The organism is Streptomyces sp. TLI_171 (genome assembly GCF_003610255.1).
Classification (GTDB): domain Bacteria; phylum Actinomycetota; class Actinomycetes; order Streptomycetales; family Streptomycetaceae; genus Kitasatospora.
Genome location: NZ_RAPS01000001.1, coordinates 346,175 through 362,104, shown reverse-complemented (window position 1 = coordinate 362,104; position 15,930 = coordinate 346,175). Strand labels below are relative to the sequence as shown.

Below are 15,930 nucleotides of genomic sequence, written 5' to 3'. Positions count from 1 at the left end.
AAAACCCGTGGCCGCGCCGGGCGGGCCGGCGGCAGGATTCCGGGCATGGAACAGCAGCACCGGGAACCGGGACAGGAACGGGAACGGGAACAGGGCCGGGAACAGGAGCAGGGCCGGAAGCAGTCCGTGACGCTCTCGTTCGTCGCCGAGCAGTGCGTCGCGCTGGTGGCCGACAACCACGGGCGGCAGCTCGACTGGAGCGTCGACGGGCTTGCCGAACTCGACGCCGTCTGCGCCGAACTGCTCGCGGACGGCCCGCTGGCGGAGCAGCGGCTCGACCTGTGGTGGCAGCTGGCCGGCGCCTACACCGGCGAGGTGCTGGTACGGGTCTTCGGCGGTGAATGGACCGACGGCGGCGAGCACTCGAACGGACCTGCCGTCCGCGTCCTCGGTCTGACCGCCTTCCCGTTCAACACCGCCTACGGGGTGCTGCTCGGCGAGGAGAGCAAGAGCCTCGCCTCCTTCGCGCGCGCGATCCCGGCCGTCGCCCGGCGCGAGGGCGGCCGCCGCGACTGATCGTGCCGGAGGAGGACGAGGACTGCTCAGGGGTGCATGCGGGCGCCCTTGAGCACCTTGTCCACCGCGTTGCGCGGTCCGTGCACGGCGATGCCCACCAGATCCAGCTCGGCGGTCGACACGGCGCGGACCGCCGCCCGGTTGTCGCGGTCGTTTCCGGTCGCGAACAGGTCGGCCGTGAACACCGCCACTGGCAGGCCGCGGGAGAGCGCCTTCCCGTGTGCGGCGGTCAGCAGTTCCCGGCCGCCCTCGAAAACCAGCACCGGCTGACGGAACATCGGCAGGTAGCCGGTGCCGTCGGCGTCCATGTACGGCTCGCCGACCAACTCAGGGACGGCCGTGCCCAGTCCGCTCACCAGGAACGCCGTGACGTTCAACCGCTGCCAGGGCGCGAGGTCCTCGCGGAGCAGCACGGCGATCTTGGTGTCGAAACGCGGAGCGGCGGGAGCGGTGGCGGTGGCGTCCGCGGACGCCGGGTCGGGGCGGCCGGGGCGATGAGAGTGTCCATGGACTGAGCGTGCCGGTCCGGCCGCCGCCCGGTCTTGTACGTTCTTCGCATGACAGCGGCGCCCCGGCAGCAGATCACGGCTTGGCGCCCGCACGTCCCCGGCGTGGTCGAGGTGTTCCACGCGCACTTCACCGAACACCGCTACCCCATGCACGTCCACGACTCCTGGACCCTGCTGATCGTCGACGACGGCGCCGTCCGCTACGACCTCGACCGCCACCGGCGCGGCACCCCCCACGACACCGTCAGCCTGCTGCCCCCGCACGTCCCCCACAACGGCTCCGCCGCCACCGACGGCGGCTTCCGCAAACGCGTCCTCTACCTCGAACCCGACCGGATCGGCGAGGAGTTGATCGGCGCCGCGGTCGACGGACCCGACCTCGCCGACCCGCTCCTGCGGCACCGGGTCGGCCAACTCCACACCGCCCTCGGCACCCCCGGGGAAGAACTGGAGGCGGAGAGCCGGCTGGCCCTGATCAGCGAACGCCTGCGCGGCCTCCTGCGACCCTCCACCACCGCGCCGGACGCTCCGGTCGGCGCCCCCCTCGCCCACGACCTGCGAGACCTCCTCGACGCCCGCCTCACCGAACGCACCACCCTCGACGACGCGGCCCGGCACCTGCACGCGCACCCCGCGCACCTGGTCCGCACCTTCACCACCGCCTTCGGCCTCCCCCCGCACCAGTACCTCACCGCCCGCCGCATCGACCGCGCCCGCCACCTCCTCCTCGACGGCCACCCCGCCACCACCGTCGCCACCACCCTCGGCTTCCACGACCAGTCCCACCTCACCCGCCACTTCCGCCGCATCATCGGCACCACGCCAGGCCGCTACGCCCGCGGACCGTCCCCGGCCGGTGCGCCGGGGCTGCGGTAGGCGGGCTCGGTGGTGAAGGTGATCGTCCGTCAGACCAACCTGGGATGCTCCGGGCATGGAGATGACCGTGCAGTTGACGATCGACTGTTCCGATCCGCAGCGGATGGTGACGTTCTGGGCGCAGGCGCTGGGCTACGTGCCGGAGCCCGCACCGGAGGGCTATGGCACGTGGCGGGCGTACTGGGTGGCGATGGGGGTGCCGGAGGGCGAGTTGCCGGCAGGTGCGGGTGATGTTCCGGAGTCGATCGTCGATCCCGAGGGGCGGGGACCGCGGGTGTGGTTCCAGCAGGTGCCGGAGCCCAAGGCCGTCAAGAACCGGTGGCACTTCGACCTGAAGGTGGGCGGAGGCCGGGACGTGCCGCTGGACGTCCGCACCAGGCGGGTCGACGCCACGGTGGAACGGCTGGTCGGCGCCGGTGCCACCGTGCTGCGGATCAAGGACGAGCCGGACACGGGCTTCTACGCGGCGGCCATGCAGGACCCTGAGGGCAACGAATTCGACGTCGTCTGACGGGTGTTGCGGTGGCGCTCTTCGCCGGTTTATCGGCCCCGGTAGGTTCTTCCTCTCGTTCCGGCCATCGCGGGCGGCGCCGAAATTCCCTGCCCGGGGTCCTGATGAATCGCCCGCCTTGCCATCCGCATCCGCTATTTCGACAGCCGCTGGGTGCCCGTGACTGCGCAGGTCGAACCGTGGGTGCCCGGGCGGTGTCGGCCCGCGGGCACCGCTGGGTGCGGCGGGCCGCGGCGTGGGAGAAAAGCCGTTTCCGGGTGACGGCGCCTCCTGGTAGCTTTCCGCTGCCCTGTTCGACCGATCGGGGCCGAATTAACTTCCTGGGGGGAACCACCGATGGCATCTCGCCGTGCCCTTGCGGCCGTCGCCGCCGTGACGGTCGCAGCCGGCCTCGTTCTGACGGGCGCTCAGACCGCGCAGGCGGACACCGGCATCACCGTCCTGTCCGCGCACAACGACTGGACCAACAACAGCAAGCTGATCGTGGAGCTCTCCGCGCCGAGCGCGATCACCAGCGTCAAGGTCAATCTGGTCGCCCTGGACACCCAGCAGACCGTCGCCACCCTCTCGGGCCTGCAACTGGCCGGCGGCACCACCACCAGCGGCAGTTGGACCAACCGCGGCCGGGTCCAGCTGCCCGCGCTCGGCTCCTACCGCATCGACGTCGTCGCAACCGACGAGGGCGGCGACACCCTGGAGACCACCAGCGGCGTCGGGTACTTCTATTACGCCGTCACCACCAACTTCGACGACGCGACCGTTGACCGCACCACGGTCGACTACCAGCACCGCACCGTCACCCTCAGCGGCCACCTGATGGGCCGCCGGCCCGAGACCGGCGAGCTGGTCCCGATGCCCGGGCTGACCGTGGACGTCACCTCGTACATGGAGTACACCGAGGTCGTCACCGGGGCCGATGGCAGTTTCACCGCCACTCTGCCGGTGACCAACGAGTACCAGAACACCATCGAGGCCCAGTTCCCGTACGACCCGAACCACGTCTTCTACAACCAGTCCGCGTCGAAGTCCTTCCCGATCAAGATCAAGAAGACCGCGACGAAGATCGTCGAGAACCCGGTCGTCCGCAAGGTGCCGTTCCGGGGCGTGGTGCAGTCCACCAGTGCGACCCTGCTCTGGGACTCGCCCACCGACGGCTGGCAGCCGCTGGCCGGCAAGAAGCTCGGCTCGAACTCCTTCGGCGAGTACGTTCAGCGCACCACCGATGCCGAGGGCAACGCGCTCTTCCCGGCCAGCCCCGAGCTGTGGTCCGACTACAAGATCGGCGTCGGCTGGCCCTCCGACGACCTGTTCCTCAGCAGCGCCTCCGCCGAGTCGCTGATCACCGTCGTCCAGCCGGCCGCATTCCGCGCCTTCACGGCGACCCGCGCCGACGACGCCACCGTGGCGGTGGCCGGCTCGATGCACTTCGACGGCGCCGGGACGCCCGGTGAGATCCCGGTCGACCTTCAGTACTCCACCACGGGCAAGGGCGGCTGGACCACCGTAGCCACCACCACCTCGGTCTACTGGAACGGCGAGGGCTACGCCTTCAGCACCACCGTCCCCGGGACGGCTTCGGGTTACTGGCGCGCCTCCTTCACCGGGGGCCTGCACTTCGAGAACGCCCACAGCCAGGTGGTGTACGTGTCCGGCACCTGACCCACCGTCGGGTGGGCCCAGCCGTGGAGTCGCGGTGCGCCGGCCGCCGATGCTGCTAGGCGGGCACCGCGCGCAGGGCGCCCGGGTGGCGACCGGTCAGGTGGTCGAGGGCGGTGGCGGTGGCGGCGTCGGCGGGGAGGTGGACGAGGAGGCGCTGGTCGTCGGCGGCGGGCAGGTGGAGGGTCTCGTAGGCCAGGCGGAGTTCGTCGGCGTCGGGGTGTCGCAGGCGTTCGATCCCGGTGGCGTCCGGCAGGCCGGGCACCGTCGCGAGCCGGGTGGTGAACTCGGCTCCCGCGGTGACCGTCAGTTCGTCCATCAGGGCGGCCACCGCGGGGTCGGACCGTCCCGGGCCCTGCTTGAGGGCGGCCACCTGCTGGTCGGCGGTCCGGTCCCAGTCGGGGTAGGCGGACCGGGCCCGCGGGTCGGTGAAGACGTAGCGGACCAGGCTCGGCCGGGGGCCGTCCAGCAGGCCGAGGGGTTCGGCGAGGCGCCGGTAGGCGGCGGTGCAGGCGAGGATCTCGCCGAGGCGGTTGAGAACCAGCGCGGGGGCGGGTTCGAGGTGGTCGAGCAGCGCCCGAACGGTGGGGCGGACGGAGCGGTTGGGCGCGGCGCCGCCGGTGCAGGTGAAGGCGCCGCCGAGGGCCTTGCCCAGCCGGTGCAGGTGGACCCGCTCGGCCACGCCGAGGTGCAGTGCGTCGGCCAGCGCGGAGAGCACCTGCGCGGACGGGTGGCGGTCGCGGCCCTGTTCCAGCCGGGTCACGTACTCGACGCTGACCCCGGCCAGGGTGGCCAGCTCCGCCCGGCGCAGGCCGGGCGTCCGGCGGCGCGGGCCGGCCGGGAGGCCCACCGCGGCCGGGGTGACCGCCTCGCGGCGGGTGCGCAGGAACAGTCCCAACTCGTTGTCGCTCACCCGCCGAACGTAACAGGCCGACCGGTAGCGGAGGGTGGCCCCCGTACTACCTGTCTCCGCACGGCCTCCCCCCGTCCCGGCGGAACCGCCAGCCTGGAGCGGTGCCCCGGCCGGGGCTGCCGTTCCGACACCAGGAGTCAGGTCATGACCAGTCAGCCGCTCAACCTCGCCGTGCTCGTCGGCAGCGTCCGGGAGGGCCGATTCGGCCCGGTGGTCGCCCGGTGGTTCGCCCGCCAGGCGGAGCTGCACGGCCGGTTCGAGGTCGACGTGATCGACCTCGCCGACACCCCGATCCCGCTCGAACTCCCCTCCACCCCGCCGGCGTTGGAGCCGAACCTGCCCCGCCCCGCCGCAATGGGCCGGCTCACCGCCGGCCTGGACGCCGCCGACGCGGTCGTGGTGGTCACCCCGGACTACAACCGCAGCTTTCCGGCCTCGCTGAAGGCCGCCATCGACTGGCACTACACCCAGTGGCACGCCAAGCCGATCGGTTTCGTCGGCTACAGCGGCGCCACCGGCGGGCTGCTCGCCATCGAGCAACTGCGGCAGGTCTTCAACGAGTTGAACGCTCACACGGTCCGGGAGTACGTCTCCTTCCCGCGCTTCTACACGCTGTTCGGACCCGACGGCGAGCTGCTCGACCCGGTCGGCCCCGACGCCGCGGCGAAGGCGATGCTCGACCAACTCGACTGGTGGGGGACGGTCCTGCACGACGCCCGCCGCGACCGCCCGCAGGGGTGAGCCGGACCGCCGGGGCGGATGAAAGTTTCAGCACAGCGGGCGGGTCGGGGCGGCCCGGTGGGGTGCGGTCTTGACGGGGTGTCGACCCGGGTGGGTGCATGGCGCTCCGTTCGATCGCCGATCCCTGCCGGGAGAGACCTGCCATGCGCCCACCCCACCCCGTGCGAACCGCGCTCTCGCTCGCCGCACTGCTCGCGTCCGGTCTCGGACTGGCCGCCGTCCCGGCCCAGGCCGCGACGCCCGCTCCGCGGACCCTCGCGCCGGACACCCGCTTCTACGTCGACCCGGCGAGCAAGGCCGCCCAGCAGGCGCTGACCGACCTGAAGGCACACGACCTGACCGGCGCCAAGGCGATGGCCCAGCTGGCGACCTGGCCGATCGCGCAGTGGTTCAACGGGACGGCGACGCCGCAGGCGACCACGGACGCGATGGCCGCGCTGCAGACCAAGGCTGCGCGGGCCCGGCAGGTGCCGGTGACGGTGGCGTACAACGTGCCGGGCCGGGACTGCTCGCAGTACTCGGCGGGCGGCGCGTCGAACAGCGCCGAGTACGCGGAGTGGATCGACGCGCTGGCGCGCGGCATCGGCGACCGCAAGACCGTGGTGATCCTGGAGCCGGACGGCCTGGCGCTCTCGCCCGCGTTCTGCGGCGGCACCGCCGCCCAGCAGCAGGACCGCCTCGCCGAGATCTCCTCGGCCGTGGACCGGCTGGAGCAGCAGCGCCAGGCGATCGTCTACCTGGACGCCGGCCACAGCGGCTGGCAGAACGTCGGCACCCAGGCGCAGCTGCTGATCGACGGCGGCGTGGCCCGTGCCCAGGGCTTCTTCCTGAACGTGTCGAACTACATGACCGACGCCTCGCTGACCCGCTACGGCACCCAGGTGTCGAAGTGCCTCTGGTACCTGCAGAACACCCCGGGCGCGAGCGCCGACTCCTGCGCCAACCAGTACTGGCCGGCCGCGGACGCCGACGCCTGGTACGCGAGCCACGTCCCGGCGGACGCCAAGCTCACCCACTTCGTGATCGACAGCAGCCGCAACGGGCAGGGCCCGTGGACGCCGGAGCCCGGCAAGTACACCGGTGACCCGCAGACCTGGTGCAACCCGCCGGCCCGCGGCCTCGGCACCCGTCCGACCGCGAACACCGGGCAGGCCCTGCTGGACGCCTACCTGTGGGTCAAGGTGCCGGGCGAGTCCGACGGCAGCTGCACCCGCGGCACCGCCGGCCCGACCGACCCCGAGTACGGCATCGTGGACCCGGTGGCCGGCGGCTGGTGGCCCGAGCAGGCGATGTCGCTGGTGAACAACGCCTCGCCGAAGCTGGGCTTCAACACCGGTCTGCTCCCGAGTCACTGACACACCGTCGGAACCGGGAGACCCCTGGGCGGGACCCAGGAGGAAACCGCTTTCCCATTGCGCCCGAGCAAGTAGCAGCAGAGCCGTCGAGCGGCTGCTACTCGCTCGGGCGTTTGAAGTAGTGCGGTCGGAGGGTCGGCCCGAGCTTGCGCTGGATCGAGCGCAGCGTGCGGATGGTCGTCTCGTCGTCGAGGCCGGTGGTGGTCCGCCACTCGTAGCCGGATCCGAACAGGTCGCTGACGAAGACGATCTCCGAGGCGACCAGCACGCGGGCCCAGTCCGCGGAGGAGAGCGGGAGGTCGTCGGCGAGCGCACTGTCCAGCTGCTGGCGCCGGGTGCGCAAGTCCTCGGCGTCCGTGAAGCCCATCGCGAAGGCCAGCTCGTCGGAGCAGCGCGCCGGGCCGATCCACTCGCCCAGGGCGCGACGCAGCAGCGCGATCTCCGGCGGCTCCAGCAACTCGGTCGGTGCGGGCATCGGGCTCAGTCCTCCGACCGGTCGGCGTGGCGGGCGACGATCTGCTGCATGGACGTCAGGAAGCCTTGCACGGCCGCGAGTTCGGCGGCCGACAGCTGATCGGCCAGCTCGACGGTGTCGGTGATCAGCGGCCCGAAGAAGCTCCAGCCGAGTGCCGCCGCGTCGTCCGTGACCTCCAGCAGGACCCGCCGGCGGTCCTCCGGGTCGCGGGTGCGGCGGACGTGGCCGAGCCGCTCCAACCGGTCGAGGGCGGCCGTGGTGCCCGCCGAGTTGAGCCGCAGCGTACGGCCCAGCAGACCCGGGGTGGCCGGGGTGCCGGCCCGGGCGGCGTCCAGCAGGGCGATCAGGGCGCGCAGGTCGGTCGGGTGCAGTCCGTTGCGCTGCGCGAACGAGGCGGCGAGCAGGTCGAGTTCGACCGTCAGCGCACGCAACTGGTGCACGGCCTGCAGCCCCGGGCCGGACGGGCGGTCATCGGTCATCGGGCCAACTCTCTCGGTGGTGGGCGGCTTCCCGGGCGGAGCTCCACGTGCATACTATCTCGCTGAGCGAGAGAATTGCTCAGCGAGACATTACGCCCTCACTGGAGGCTGCCATGGCGTTCGACCGGTCCGCGTTCCTGTCCGCGTACGACACGCTGCTCGACCGCTGGCCCGTCCCGGTCGAGCGGCTGGACGTCGACACCCCGTACGGCACCACCCGCGTCAACGCCGCCGGCCCCGCCGGCGCCCCACCACTGGTCCTGCTGCACGGCGGCGGCTCGACGGCGGCCGGCTGGTGGGCGAACATCGGCGAACTCGCCCGCAGCGCCAGGGTGTTCGCCGTGGACCGGATCGGCGAGGCCGGGCGGTCGGCCGGCCGGGGACCACAACCGCTACGCACCGTCGAGGACTTGCACGCCTGGCTGGACGCCGTCCTCGACGGCCTGGGCGTCGCACGCGCCGACCTGTGCGGGCACTCCTACGGCGGGTGGATCGCCCTCGGGTACGCGCTGCGCCGACCCGCGCGGGTCGACCGGCTGGCACTGCTCGACCCCACCGGCTGCTTCACCGGCTACCGGGTCGGCTACCTGCTGCGCGCCGCCCCGATGCTGGCCCGCCCCACCGAGGTCCGCGCCCGGGCCTTCCTCGCCTGGGAGACCGGGGGCGCCCCGCTCGACCCCGACTGGACGCGGCTCCACGGGCTCGCCGCGACCTTCCCCCGCACCCGCACCGTCACCGGCCCCCGGCCCACCCCCGAAGCCCTCGCCGCCCTCCGGGCCCCGTGCCTGGTCCTGGCCGCCGCCGACAGCCGCACCCATCACCCGAAAACCCTCACCGCCCGCGCCACCGCCACCCTCCCGCACGCCAAGGTGCACACCCTGGAAGGCGTCTCGCACCACGGGCTGCCGTACCTGAAGGCGGATGAGGTCAACGCCGAGCTGACGGGTTTTCTGGCGCGCTAGGGGGAGCGCCTGCGGAGGGGGGACGGGAGGGGTGGGGAGGCGGATGAGGTCGATGCCGAGTTGACGGGTTTTCTGGTGCGCCAGGGGAAGCGCCTGCGGCGGTCGGAGGGGGACGGGTGGGGTGGAAGGGGTGGATGAGGTCGATGCCGAGTTGACGGGTCTTCTGGCGTGCTGGGGGTGGGGGGGCGGGGTGGTGTGGTAGGCGTGGGGGAGTGGGATGTGGTGAAGGGAGTGGGTGGTGGCGGTGCGGCGGGTGGTGCCGAATGTGCGGGTGGTGGCGGGGGAGCGTGGGCAGGAGGAGAACCGGGAGTTCTACGGGCGGCTGGGGTTCGTGGAGGTGATGAACCACGGCTGGATCATGACGCTGGCGGCGCCGGACGCGCCGACCGCGCAGCTGAGTTTCATGGCGCGGGACGCGACCGCGCCGGTCGTGCCGGACGTGAGCGTCGAGGTCGACGACGTGGACGCCGCGTACGAGGAGATGCGGGCGGCGGGCGCGGAGATCGTGCATCCGCTGAGTGACGAGGAGTGGGGCGTGCGGCGGTTCTTCGTCCGGGATCCGGGGGGCCGGGTGGTGAACGTCCTCGGCCACCGGGCGTGACGGGGGCCGGCGGGCGTCACCAGCCGGTGCGGAGGCGGTAGGACGGGGTGAGGTCGCGGACCTCGGCCGAGCGGACGACTTCGCGGCCCAGCACCGGGCGCAGGTGCTTGTCGAGCAGCCGCAGCACCTCCTCGGAGAGGCGGGCCTTCAGGCCCTCGGGCCGTCCGGGGAGGAGCCCGACGGCGATGTGGACGAAGGCGACGAGCTGGCCGTCCGCGTCGTCGACCCAGGTCTCGGCGGCCTGGCGGAAGAAGGTCTTGCAGACGCCCCGGGAGGCCACCCGGTCACGGACCAGGGGGTGCAGGTCGCGGACGAAGCCGGGGCGGTCGAAGGCGTCGGCGAGCTGCGGCGAGTAGTCGACGGTGATGTGGGGCATGCGGGCGGCCTCCTCGCGCAGATGCTTGGCTTCTACATCTGCCCATCCTCCTCCGAGGCCGACCCGGACCCACCCCCGGGGTACCGGATAGCGGACGGCGCTGGGTCGACAGCGCTCACCAGCGGCCCCGCCCGTGGCCGTCGGCACCGGTCCCGCACGCGTGGTCGATCCGGACGCCGGCCGATGTCGTGGGCCCGCGGTCGAGCCCGGAGCTGCTCCGCGGGGCGCAGGTGGCCGGGCACGTTCGGGTGGCCGAACAGGGCGACCCCCTGCTCCTCGGGCGCGCTCACGTGGCACTGTCCGGCACGCCCCTGACGGGTTGTCAGGTGAATAAAGCCTGGTTAAAACCAGCACATCAGCGGTGGAAATCCGGGCGCGGCCATTGGCTCGGCCCGAGTGGGGAGTGTAGGAATGGGCGTATGACCCGGTCTCGGGCAGCACTCGGTGGACGCAGCGTCGCGGTCCGGAACTCCGCGCGACAGCTGTCCATCGCACCGCGCCCCGATCACCCGGTGTGGCCGGCCCCGGCCGGAGGGCACGGATGACGGCCGCCGCCGGCGGGCCGGAGCGGCCCTGCGCCGCCGAGCCGACCGTCGTCCGCGAAGGCGTGCTGCTGCTCGACGCGGACCGGTTGCTGTACGCCAACGACGAGGCCCGCCGCCTGCTGGACCTGCCGCGGACGTGCGAGGGCAGCTCGCTGGACGCGCTCGGCCTGCCGCCCGAGCTGGCCGGTCTGCTGCAGGCCGGGCGCGAGAGCACCGGCACGCGCGTGACCGCGTACGGTCGCGCGCTGGCCGTCGACCTGCGGCCCACCGACCGGGCCGGCGGGCCGCCGTGCCGGGTCGCCGTGCTGCGCGACACCGCCCCGCTGGCCGTCCCGGACACTGCCCGGCGGCGGCTGGAGCTGCTGTACCGGGCCGGCGGCTCGATCGGCACCACCCTCGACATCACCCGCACCTGCCAGGAGCTGGCCGCCGCCCTGGTTCCGGCGTTCGCCGACTTCGCCTGCGTAGACCTGTACGAGGGCGTGCTGGACGGCGGCGAGCCCCGGCCGGCGCAGCACCGTCCGCTGCGCCGGGCCGCGCTCGCCGGGGTCAGCGACCTGCCGCCGTTGCTCGCCCCGGGCTCGGCCGTCCCGCTGGTGCGCGGCACCCCGCGGGCCCGGGCGGTGGCCGGCAACCGCTCGGTGGTCGAGCCCGACCTCTCGGCGGCGCTCGACGCCTGGGACGAGATCAGCCCGGGCACCGTGGACGCGATGCGCCAGCAGCAGGTGCACACGCTGATCGCGGTGCCGCTGACCGCCGGCGAGGCCCTGCTCGGCGTCGCCACCTTCTGGCGCTCCCGGCCCCGCCCGGCGTTCGACGAGGAGGACCGCACCCTCGCCGAGGAACTCACCGCCCGCGCCGCCGTGCTCGTCGACAACGCCCGCCGGTACACCCGGGAGCACACCATGGCGGTGGCCCTGCAGCACAGCCTGCTGCCCGCCGGGCTGCCCGAGCACCAGGCCCTGGACGTCGCCTCCCGCTACCTGCCCGCGCAGGCCGGCGTCGGCGGAGACTGGTTCGACGTCATCCCGCTGTCCGGCGCCCGGGTCGCGCTGGTGGTCGGCGACGTGGTCGGCCACGGGGTGCACGCCGCCGCCACCATGGGACGGCTACGCACCGCCGTGCACACCTTCGCCTCGCTCGACCTGGCCCCGGACGAACTGCTCGGCCACCTGGGCGCCCTGGTCAACCGCCTCGACCAGGAGCACCCCCGCCCGGACCACGCCGAGCGCCCGATCACCGGGGCGACCTGCCTGTACGCCGTGTACGACCCCGTCACCCGCCGCTGCACGCTGGCCCGGGCCGGCCACCTGCCACCCGCCGTGGTGCACCCCGACGGCCGGGTGGAAATCCCCGACCTGCCCGCCGGGCCGCCGCTGGGCGTCACCGGACTGCCCTACGAGAGCAGCGAGTTGGAGCTGCCCGAGGGCAGCCGGCTGGTGCTGTACACCGACGGGCTGGTGGAGTCCCGAAGCCACGACCTCGACCACGGCCTGAAACTGCTGCGCGCCGCCCTCGCCCACCCCGGCCGCAGCCCCCGACAGACCTGCGAGGACCTGCTGGAGGCGCTGCTCCCCGAGACCCCGGCCGACGACATCGCGCTGCTGGTGGCCCGCACCCGGGCGCTGCCCGCCGACCACGTCGCCGACTGGGAGGTCCCCGCCGACCCGGCCGCGGTGGCCCGGATCCGCGCCGCGGTCACCCGGCGCCTGGACGACTGGGGCCTCGGCGAGCAGGCTTTCGCCGCGGAACTGGTGCTCAGCGAACTGATCACCAACGCGATCCGGTACGCGGCCGCGCCGATCCGGGTCCGGCTGCTGCGTGACCGGGCGCTGATCTGCGAGGTCTGGGACGGCTCCGCGACCTCCCCGCACCTGCGGTACGCCACCGACACCGACGAGGGCGGCCGGGGCCTGTTCCTGGTCGCCCAGCTCGCCGAGCGCTGGGGCACCCGCTACCCGGCCAGCGGCAAGGTGATCTGGGCCGAGCTGCCACTCGACGGCCACTAGTCCGGGCGCTGCGGTCCTCCGGCGTTCGGGCCGGGCGGTCCGGCGGTCACTCCTCGCAGAGCTGCTTGAACAGCTCCAGGTCGGCCCGCACCGCCTCCTCCACCGCGTGGCTCTGCGCGAAGCCGCGCGGGCCGCCCACCGCCTCGATCAGCTCGTCCGGGTCGTACTCCAGCCGCAGCTGCACCTGGGTGTGGTCGGCGTCCAGCGGGCGCAGCGCGAAGGTCCCGCGCAGCGGCGGCCCGTCGACCGTCTCCCAGCTCATCACCCGGCCCCGGCCGTGGTCGGTCAGCTCGGCGTCCACCTCGTGCCGCTCGCCGCCGAACTCCACGTCCAGGTGCGCGTGGTGGCGGCCGTGGGCGCTGGCGTGCACCACTCCGGCGACGAACCGCGGGTACTCCGCCACCCGGTGCAACTGCGTCCAGGCGGTTCCCACCGGGGCGGTGACCTCGATCTGCTCCTCCAGCGTCCGCATCGGCCGCACCTCCGGTCCGTGTCGACGGCCTACCCACCAGCATAGGTTTCGGGGCCCGAGTCCGGCGGTCCGGGCGCGCGGCACGATCGTCCGAGCGGTGCGCGCGGAGGGGCGCCGATCCGCGCCCGCCCGCCCGTCGCGGACGCGGCCGGGCCGGCCGGCAGCTGACCGGCCGTCAACATGCCGCCGCCCCCGGGCCGTTGGGCCTCGGGGGCGGCGCGCCGTGCCGACGGGCGTCAGGCGTCCGGGAAGTCGCCGTCGAAGGCGGCCGCCAGGCGCAGGTACGGGACGGCCTCGGCGTGCCGGCCCTGGCGCTCCAGGACGCGGCCCAGCACCAGGTGGGCGTAGTGCTCCACCGGGTCCCGCTCGATCACCTCGCGCAGCTGCTCCTCGGCGCGGCGCAGCTGGGCGGAGTGGTAGTAGGCGCGGGCCAGCAGCAGCCGCGGGCCGACCTGCTCCGGCACCTCTTCGACCACCTCGGCGAGGATCAGCGCCGCGTCGGCGTACGCCTTGGAGTCGAAGAACAGCTGGGCGCGAGCCCAACGCTCGGCGGCGGTTCCGTTCTCGTGGCGGAGGTCGGTGGTCATGGCTGCTCCTTCCCGTTTCCGGGTCCTGCCGGGCCGCGGTGGCCGGACAGGTGGTTGAACATTCACCGACCTAGGCCTATTCCACGCCCTCAGGCGCTCGCCGCCAGGTCCAGCAGGCGGTGCATGAACGGGACCGGCAGCGCCGGATTGGCCGCCGCGGCAGCCGGCCGCGCCCCCCGCTCCAGCAGTCCGAGCAGCACCGCCAGCGGCAGTCGCGGATCGCCCGCCGCCGCCCGCGCCACCACCGGGTCCGCGTCCTGGGCCAGCGTCACCAGCACCTCGGGCGCCAGCTCCGGATCGCCCAGCGCCGCCAACCGCAGGGCCGGCTCCGCGCTCTCCGCCCACCGCGCCAGACCCGGCGCCGCGAACCGCGGCGAGTCCAGCAAGGAGGCCGGGCCCAGCAGATCCGCGTACACCGCCCGCAGCAGCTCGCCCGGCGCGTCCGCACAGTGCTCCGCCAGCGCCAGCCGCACCGTCAGCTCGGGATCCTCCGCCAGCAGCGCCACCACGTCGCCCGGCAGCCGCTCCAACGTCGCCACCGCGCGCCGCACCAGCGGATGCGCCGAGCGCGCCAGCCGGCGCAGCTCCGCCGGATCGCCCGCCCGCTCCGCCACCCACGGCAGCTCCGGCGCCGACGCGTCCGGCAGGCGGTAGTCCACCGCCGACCGCTGCGGTTCCGTGAGGTCCGGCCGCAGCGACACCGCCAGCCGCACCTCCTCGTGCGGATCTGCCGCCAGCTCCAGCGCCAGGTCCGTCGGCAGCCGCGGATTGCCCGCCACCGCGCACCGGATCCGCGGATCGTCGTCCAGCACCAGCCACTCGCCCAGTGCCCGTTCCAGCACCGCGCCGGCCGCCGTCCGCTCCCGCCGCACCGGATCGCTCTCCGCGATGTAGCCGGCCAGCGTCACCGGCAGCGGCCGCTCCACCCGCAGCGCCCGCTGCACCGCCGAGCGCACCGCCGGGTCCCGGTCCGCCCGCAACGCCGTCCGCACCTGCGGCGGCAGCACCGGCCAACTGTCCGCCCGCACCGCGGCGGCCCGCACCAGCGGCGAGGTGTCCTGCGCCAGATTCACCAGCAGCTCCGCGGGCACCCCCGCGCACCCCGGCACCCGGCGGCGGGTGTCCGGATCGCGGTCGGCCGCCAGGTCCGCCAGCACCGCCGGCGGCAGCCCCACCCGGTGCGCCGCCGACGCCGCCGTCCGCCGCACCCGGCGGTCCCGGTCCCGGGCCAGCTTCGACAGCACCTGCACCGGAAGGTTCGGCCGCTCGGCCAGTGCCCCCCGCACCGACCAGTCCGGGTGCGCCAGCGCCGCCTCGAACGCCCGGCACGGCAGGTCGGGACGGCGGGCCAGCCAGCCCGGCTCCGAACCCTCCTCCAGCACGCGGCAGAGCACCTCGGCCGGCGCGCCGGGATTGGCCGCCAGGCCTCTGCGCCACTCCCTCCCCGGTGGTGGGCCGGACAACGGTCGCCAGACGGCGGCCGACTGACGCGGGCTCAGATCGAGCACGTGGACTACCTCCCCCGGAACGACAAACGCCACCGACCCTACCCGCGTGACAGCGCTCCGTGCACCGGTTCACGCCACGCTGTCACCGCTGGTGCACGTGGTGTGGGAAGTGTGCGGACGATGCGGATGTCCGGCGACGAGAGCGCCCTTCGCGGGTGGCACTGGGTGCCACCCGCGAAGGGCGTTCCTGTTGTGCGCGCGCGGGATCCGACGGCCCGTCAGATCCGCGGGGTCAGCCGGAAGGTCAGCACCCGGCCGCCCTCCTCGCTGGTCACCAGCTGGACCCGGGCGCCGATCGGCACCGCGCCGGGCAGCCCGCCGAGCACCGCCGCCTGCACGGTGAACCCTTCGTCCAGCACGATCAGGTACGGACGGCCGAGGTGTCCGCCGCGCCGGGTCGGCCGCAGCAGGCGCTGCACCGTGCCCTGCCCGGACGCCCGGGCCGGCTCCAGGTCCGCCGAGCCGCAGACCGGGCAGAGCAGGCAGGTGGTCGCGCTGGCCGACTGGCACCAGTGGCAGCGCCGGTAGTCGAGTTCCGCCTCGCCGGGCGGTGCGGTCAGCGGTGCCAAGGCGGTGGTGGTGAGCATGGCCAGCGTGGCGGTGGGGGCCGCCGGGGTCGTGATCGGTGCGGCCGGTGCGAGCGTGAGGGTCATGGCCGTCTCCTCCCTGAGCCGGGGTGGGCCGCCGTACCGCCGCCCGGAAGCGGGCGTGCGGTCGGGGCGTCTGCCAGAAGGAAGGTATGGCACTCAGTGCCTTCTGTAAAGGTACCGAGTGCCAACCGATTGGTCCGACAATCGACACACCGTCAGATCGCCCCGCCCGGCCCGCCCGCAGCCCGG

Annotated in this window: 18 protein-coding genes; 9 read left to right on the top strand and 9 right to left on the bottom strand. The window is 73.8% G+C overall.

The features are described 5' to 3' along the window. Nucleotides 1-45 precede the first annotated feature (45 nt). Nucleotides 46-516 carry a hypothetical protein gene (locus BX266_RS01710; protein ID WP_218969226.1) on the top strand — a complete coding sequence of 157 codons (471 nt, stop codon included), beginning with the start codon at nucleotides 46-48 and terminating at the stop codon, nucleotides 514-516. Between the two features lie 26 nt (nucleotides 517-542). On the opposite strand, the gene BX266_RS01705 is transcribed toward BX266_RS01710, so the two are convergent. Further along, the gene (locus tag BX266_RS01705; RefSeq protein WP_399168831.1) at nucleotides 543-929 is read right to left on the bottom strand and encodes a DUF2000 domain-containing protein; all 387 of its coding nucleotides are present in this window, start codon (nucleotides 927-929) and stop codon (nucleotides 543-545) included. Nucleotides 930-1,073: 144 nt separating this feature from the next. Here BX266_RS01705 and BX266_RS01700 point away from each other — a divergent pair, with 144 nt between their 5' ends. The 3 genes from BX266_RS01700 to BX266_RS01690 all read left to right on the top strand — a co-directional run bounded on the left by BX266_RS01700 (nucleotide 1,074) and on the right by BX266_RS01690 (nucleotide 4,071). Then, nucleotides 1,074-1,901 (top strand): AraC family transcriptional regulator, encoded by an 828-nt coding sequence (locus BX266_RS01700; protein ID WP_099897161.1) that lies wholly within the window; start codon nucleotides 1,074-1,076, stop codon nucleotides 1,899-1,901. Between the two features lie 55 nt (nucleotides 1,902-1,956). Then, nucleotides 1,957-2,412, top strand: a complete 456-nt coding sequence (locus BX266_RS01695) for a VOC family protein (RefSeq protein ID WP_099897160.1) — start codon at nucleotides 1,957-1,959, stop codon at nucleotides 2,410-2,412. Between the two features lie 336 nt (nucleotides 2,413-2,748). Continuing rightward, a complete protein-coding gene (locus BX266_RS01690) occupies nucleotides 2,749-4,071 on the top strand; it encodes a hypothetical protein (RefSeq protein WP_143686841.1) in 1,323 nt (440 codons plus the stop codon). Nucleotides 4,072-4,126: 55 nt separating this feature from the next. Here the strand turns inward: BX266_RS01690 and BX266_RS01685 are convergent, their stop codons facing one another. After that, the gene (locus tag BX266_RS01685; RefSeq protein ID WP_099897158.1) at nucleotides 4,127-4,981 is read right to left on the bottom strand and encodes a helix-turn-helix domain-containing protein; all 855 of its coding nucleotides are present in this window, start codon (nucleotides 4,979-4,981) and stop codon (nucleotides 4,127-4,129) included. A 144-nt stretch (nucleotides 4,982-5,125) separates the two neighbouring features. On the opposite strand from BX266_RS01685, the gene BX266_RS01680 reads away from it, so the two are divergent. Both BX266_RS01680 and BX266_RS01675 read left to right on the top strand, forming a co-directional pair. Next, entirely contained in the window at nucleotides 5,126-5,722 is a 597-nt protein-coding gene (locus BX266_RS01680; RefSeq protein ID WP_099897157.1) for an NADPH-dependent FMN reductase, read from the top strand. A 143-nt stretch (nucleotides 5,723-5,865) separates the two neighbouring features. After that, on the top strand, nucleotides 5,866-7,077 hold the full coding sequence (locus BX266_RS01675; protein WP_099897156.1) for a glycoside hydrolase family 6 protein: 1,212 nt from the start codon (nucleotides 5,866-5,868) through the stop codon (nucleotides 7,075-7,077). 97 nt (nucleotides 7,078-7,174) lie between these two features. Here BX266_RS01675 and BX266_RS01670 read toward each other — a convergent pair whose 3' ends face one another. Together BX266_RS01670 and BX266_RS01665 are read right to left on the bottom strand one after the other, a co-directional pair. Further along, entirely contained in the window at nucleotides 7,175-7,552 is a 378-nt protein-coding gene (locus BX266_RS01670; protein WP_099897155.1) for a hypothetical protein, read from the bottom strand. A gap of 5 nt (nucleotides 7,553-7,557) precedes the next feature. Further along, a complete protein-coding gene (locus BX266_RS01665) occupies nucleotides 7,558-8,031 on the bottom strand; it encodes a MarR family winged helix-turn-helix transcriptional regulator (RefSeq protein WP_099897154.1) in 474 nt (157 codons plus the stop codon). Nucleotides 8,032-8,144: 113 nt separating this feature from the next. Here BX266_RS01665 and BX266_RS01660 point away from each other — a divergent pair, with 113 nt between their 5' ends. Then, nucleotides 8,145-8,993: an alpha/beta fold hydrolase gene (locus BX266_RS01660; protein ID WP_099897153.1), complete on the top strand. Its 849-nt coding sequence runs from the start codon at nucleotides 8,145-8,147 to the stop codon at nucleotides 8,991-8,993. 238 nt (nucleotides 8,994-9,231) lie between these two features. Then, on the top strand, nucleotides 9,232-9,594 hold the full coding sequence (locus BX266_RS01655; protein ID WP_099897152.1) for a VOC family protein: 363 nt from the start codon (nucleotides 9,232-9,234) through the stop codon (nucleotides 9,592-9,594). A gap of 16 nt (nucleotides 9,595-9,610) precedes the next feature. Here the strand turns inward: BX266_RS01655 and BX266_RS01650 are convergent, their stop codons facing one another. After that, on the bottom strand, nucleotides 9,611-9,970 hold the full coding sequence (locus BX266_RS01650) for a 5-carboxymethyl-2-hydroxymuconate Delta-isomerase (protein WP_099897151.1): 360 nt from the start codon (nucleotides 9,968-9,970) through the stop codon (nucleotides 9,611-9,613). A 541-nt stretch (nucleotides 9,971-10,511) separates the two neighbouring features. On the opposite strand from BX266_RS01650, the gene BX266_RS01645 reads away from it, so the two are divergent. Continuing rightward, nucleotides 10,512-12,524 (top strand): SpoIIE family protein phosphatase, encoded by a 2,013-nt coding sequence (locus BX266_RS01645; RefSeq protein ID WP_099897150.1) that lies wholly within the window; start codon nucleotides 10,512-10,514, stop codon nucleotides 12,522-12,524. A gap of 46 nt (nucleotides 12,525-12,570) precedes the next feature. Here the strand turns inward: BX266_RS01645 and BX266_RS01640 are convergent, their stop codons facing one another. The 4 genes from BX266_RS01640 to BX266_RS01625 form a co-directional block, all read right to left on the bottom strand. Further along, nucleotides 12,571-12,996: an SRPBCC family protein gene (locus BX266_RS01640; RefSeq protein ID WP_099897149.1), complete on the bottom strand. Its 426-nt coding sequence runs from the start codon at nucleotides 12,994-12,996 to the stop codon at nucleotides 12,571-12,573. Between the two features lie 236 nt (nucleotides 12,997-13,232). After that, nucleotides 13,233-13,583: a tetratricopeptide repeat protein gene (locus BX266_RS01635; RefSeq protein WP_099897148.1), complete on the bottom strand. Its 351-nt coding sequence runs from the start codon at nucleotides 13,581-13,583 to the stop codon at nucleotides 13,233-13,235. 89 nt (nucleotides 13,584-13,672) lie between these two features. Continuing rightward, complete coding sequence (locus tag BX266_RS40720) at nucleotides 13,673-14,965, bottom strand: hypothetical protein (RefSeq protein ID WP_099897147.1); 1,293 nt, start codon at nucleotides 14,963-14,965, stop codon at nucleotides 13,673-13,675. A gap of 344 nt (nucleotides 14,966-15,309) precedes the next feature. Beyond that, the gene (locus tag BX266_RS01625) at nucleotides 15,310-15,744 is read right to left on the bottom strand and encodes a Zn-ribbon domain-containing OB-fold protein (protein WP_099897146.1); all 435 of its coding nucleotides are present in this window, start codon (nucleotides 15,742-15,744) and stop codon (nucleotides 15,310-15,312) included. Nucleotides 15,745-15,930 lie beyond the last annotated feature (186 nt).

What these genes read in the sequence shown, in the direction of transcription:
- BX266_RS01710 (WP_218969226.1), top strand. Translation starts at nt 46, where the DNA reads ATGGAACAGCAGCACCGGGAACCGGGACAGGAACGGGAACGGGAACAG.
- BX266_RS01700 (WP_099897161.1), top strand. Translation starts at nt 1,074, where the DNA reads ATGACAGCGGCGCCCCGGCAGCAGATCACGGCTTGGCGCCCGCACGTC.
- BX266_RS01695 (WP_099897160.1), top strand. Translation starts at nt 1,957, where the DNA reads ATGGAGATGACCGTGCAGTTGACGATCGACTGTTCCGATCCGCAGCGG.
- BX266_RS01690 (WP_143686841.1), top strand. Translation starts at nt 2,749, where the DNA reads ATGGCATCTCGCCGTGCCCTTGCGGCCGTCGCCGCCGTGACGGTCGCA.
- BX266_RS01680 (WP_099897157.1), top strand. Translation starts at nt 5,126, where the DNA reads ATGACCAGTCAGCCGCTCAACCTCGCCGTGCTCGTCGGCAGCGTCCGG.
- BX266_RS01675 (WP_099897156.1), top strand. Translation starts at nt 5,866, where the DNA reads ATGCGCCCACCCCACCCCGTGCGAACCGCGCTCTCGCTCGCCGCACTG.
- BX266_RS01670 (WP_099897155.1), bottom strand. Translation starts at nt 7,552, where the DNA reads ATGCCCGCACCGACCGAGTTGCTGGAGCCGCCGGAGATCGCGCTGCTG.
- BX266_RS01665 (WP_099897154.1), bottom strand. Translation starts at nt 8,031, where the DNA reads ATGACCGATGACCGCCCGTCCGGCCCGGGGCTGCAGGCCGTGCACCAG.
- BX266_RS01660 (WP_099897153.1), top strand. Translation starts at nt 8,145, where the DNA reads ATGGCGTTCGACCGGTCCGCGTTCCTGTCCGCGTACGACACGCTGCTC.
- BX266_RS01650 (WP_099897151.1), bottom strand. Translation starts at nt 9,970, where the DNA reads ATGCCCCACATCACCGTCGACTACTCGCCGCAGCTCGCCGACGCCTTC.
- BX266_RS01645 (WP_099897150.1), top strand. Translation starts at nt 10,512, where the DNA reads ATGACGGCCGCCGCCGGCGGGCCGGAGCGGCCCTGCGCCGCCGAGCCG.
- BX266_RS01640 (WP_099897149.1), bottom strand. Translation starts at nt 12,996, where the DNA reads ATGCGGACGCTGGAGGAGCAGATCGAGGTCACCGCCCCGGTGGGAACC.
- BX266_RS01635 (WP_099897148.1), bottom strand. Translation starts at nt 13,583, where the DNA reads ATGACCACCGACCTCCGCCACGAGAACGGAACCGCCGCCGAGCGTTGG.
- BX266_RS01625 (WP_099897146.1), bottom strand. Translation starts at nt 15,744, where the DNA reads ATGACCCTCACGCTCGCACCGGCCGCACCGATCACGACCCCGGCGGCC.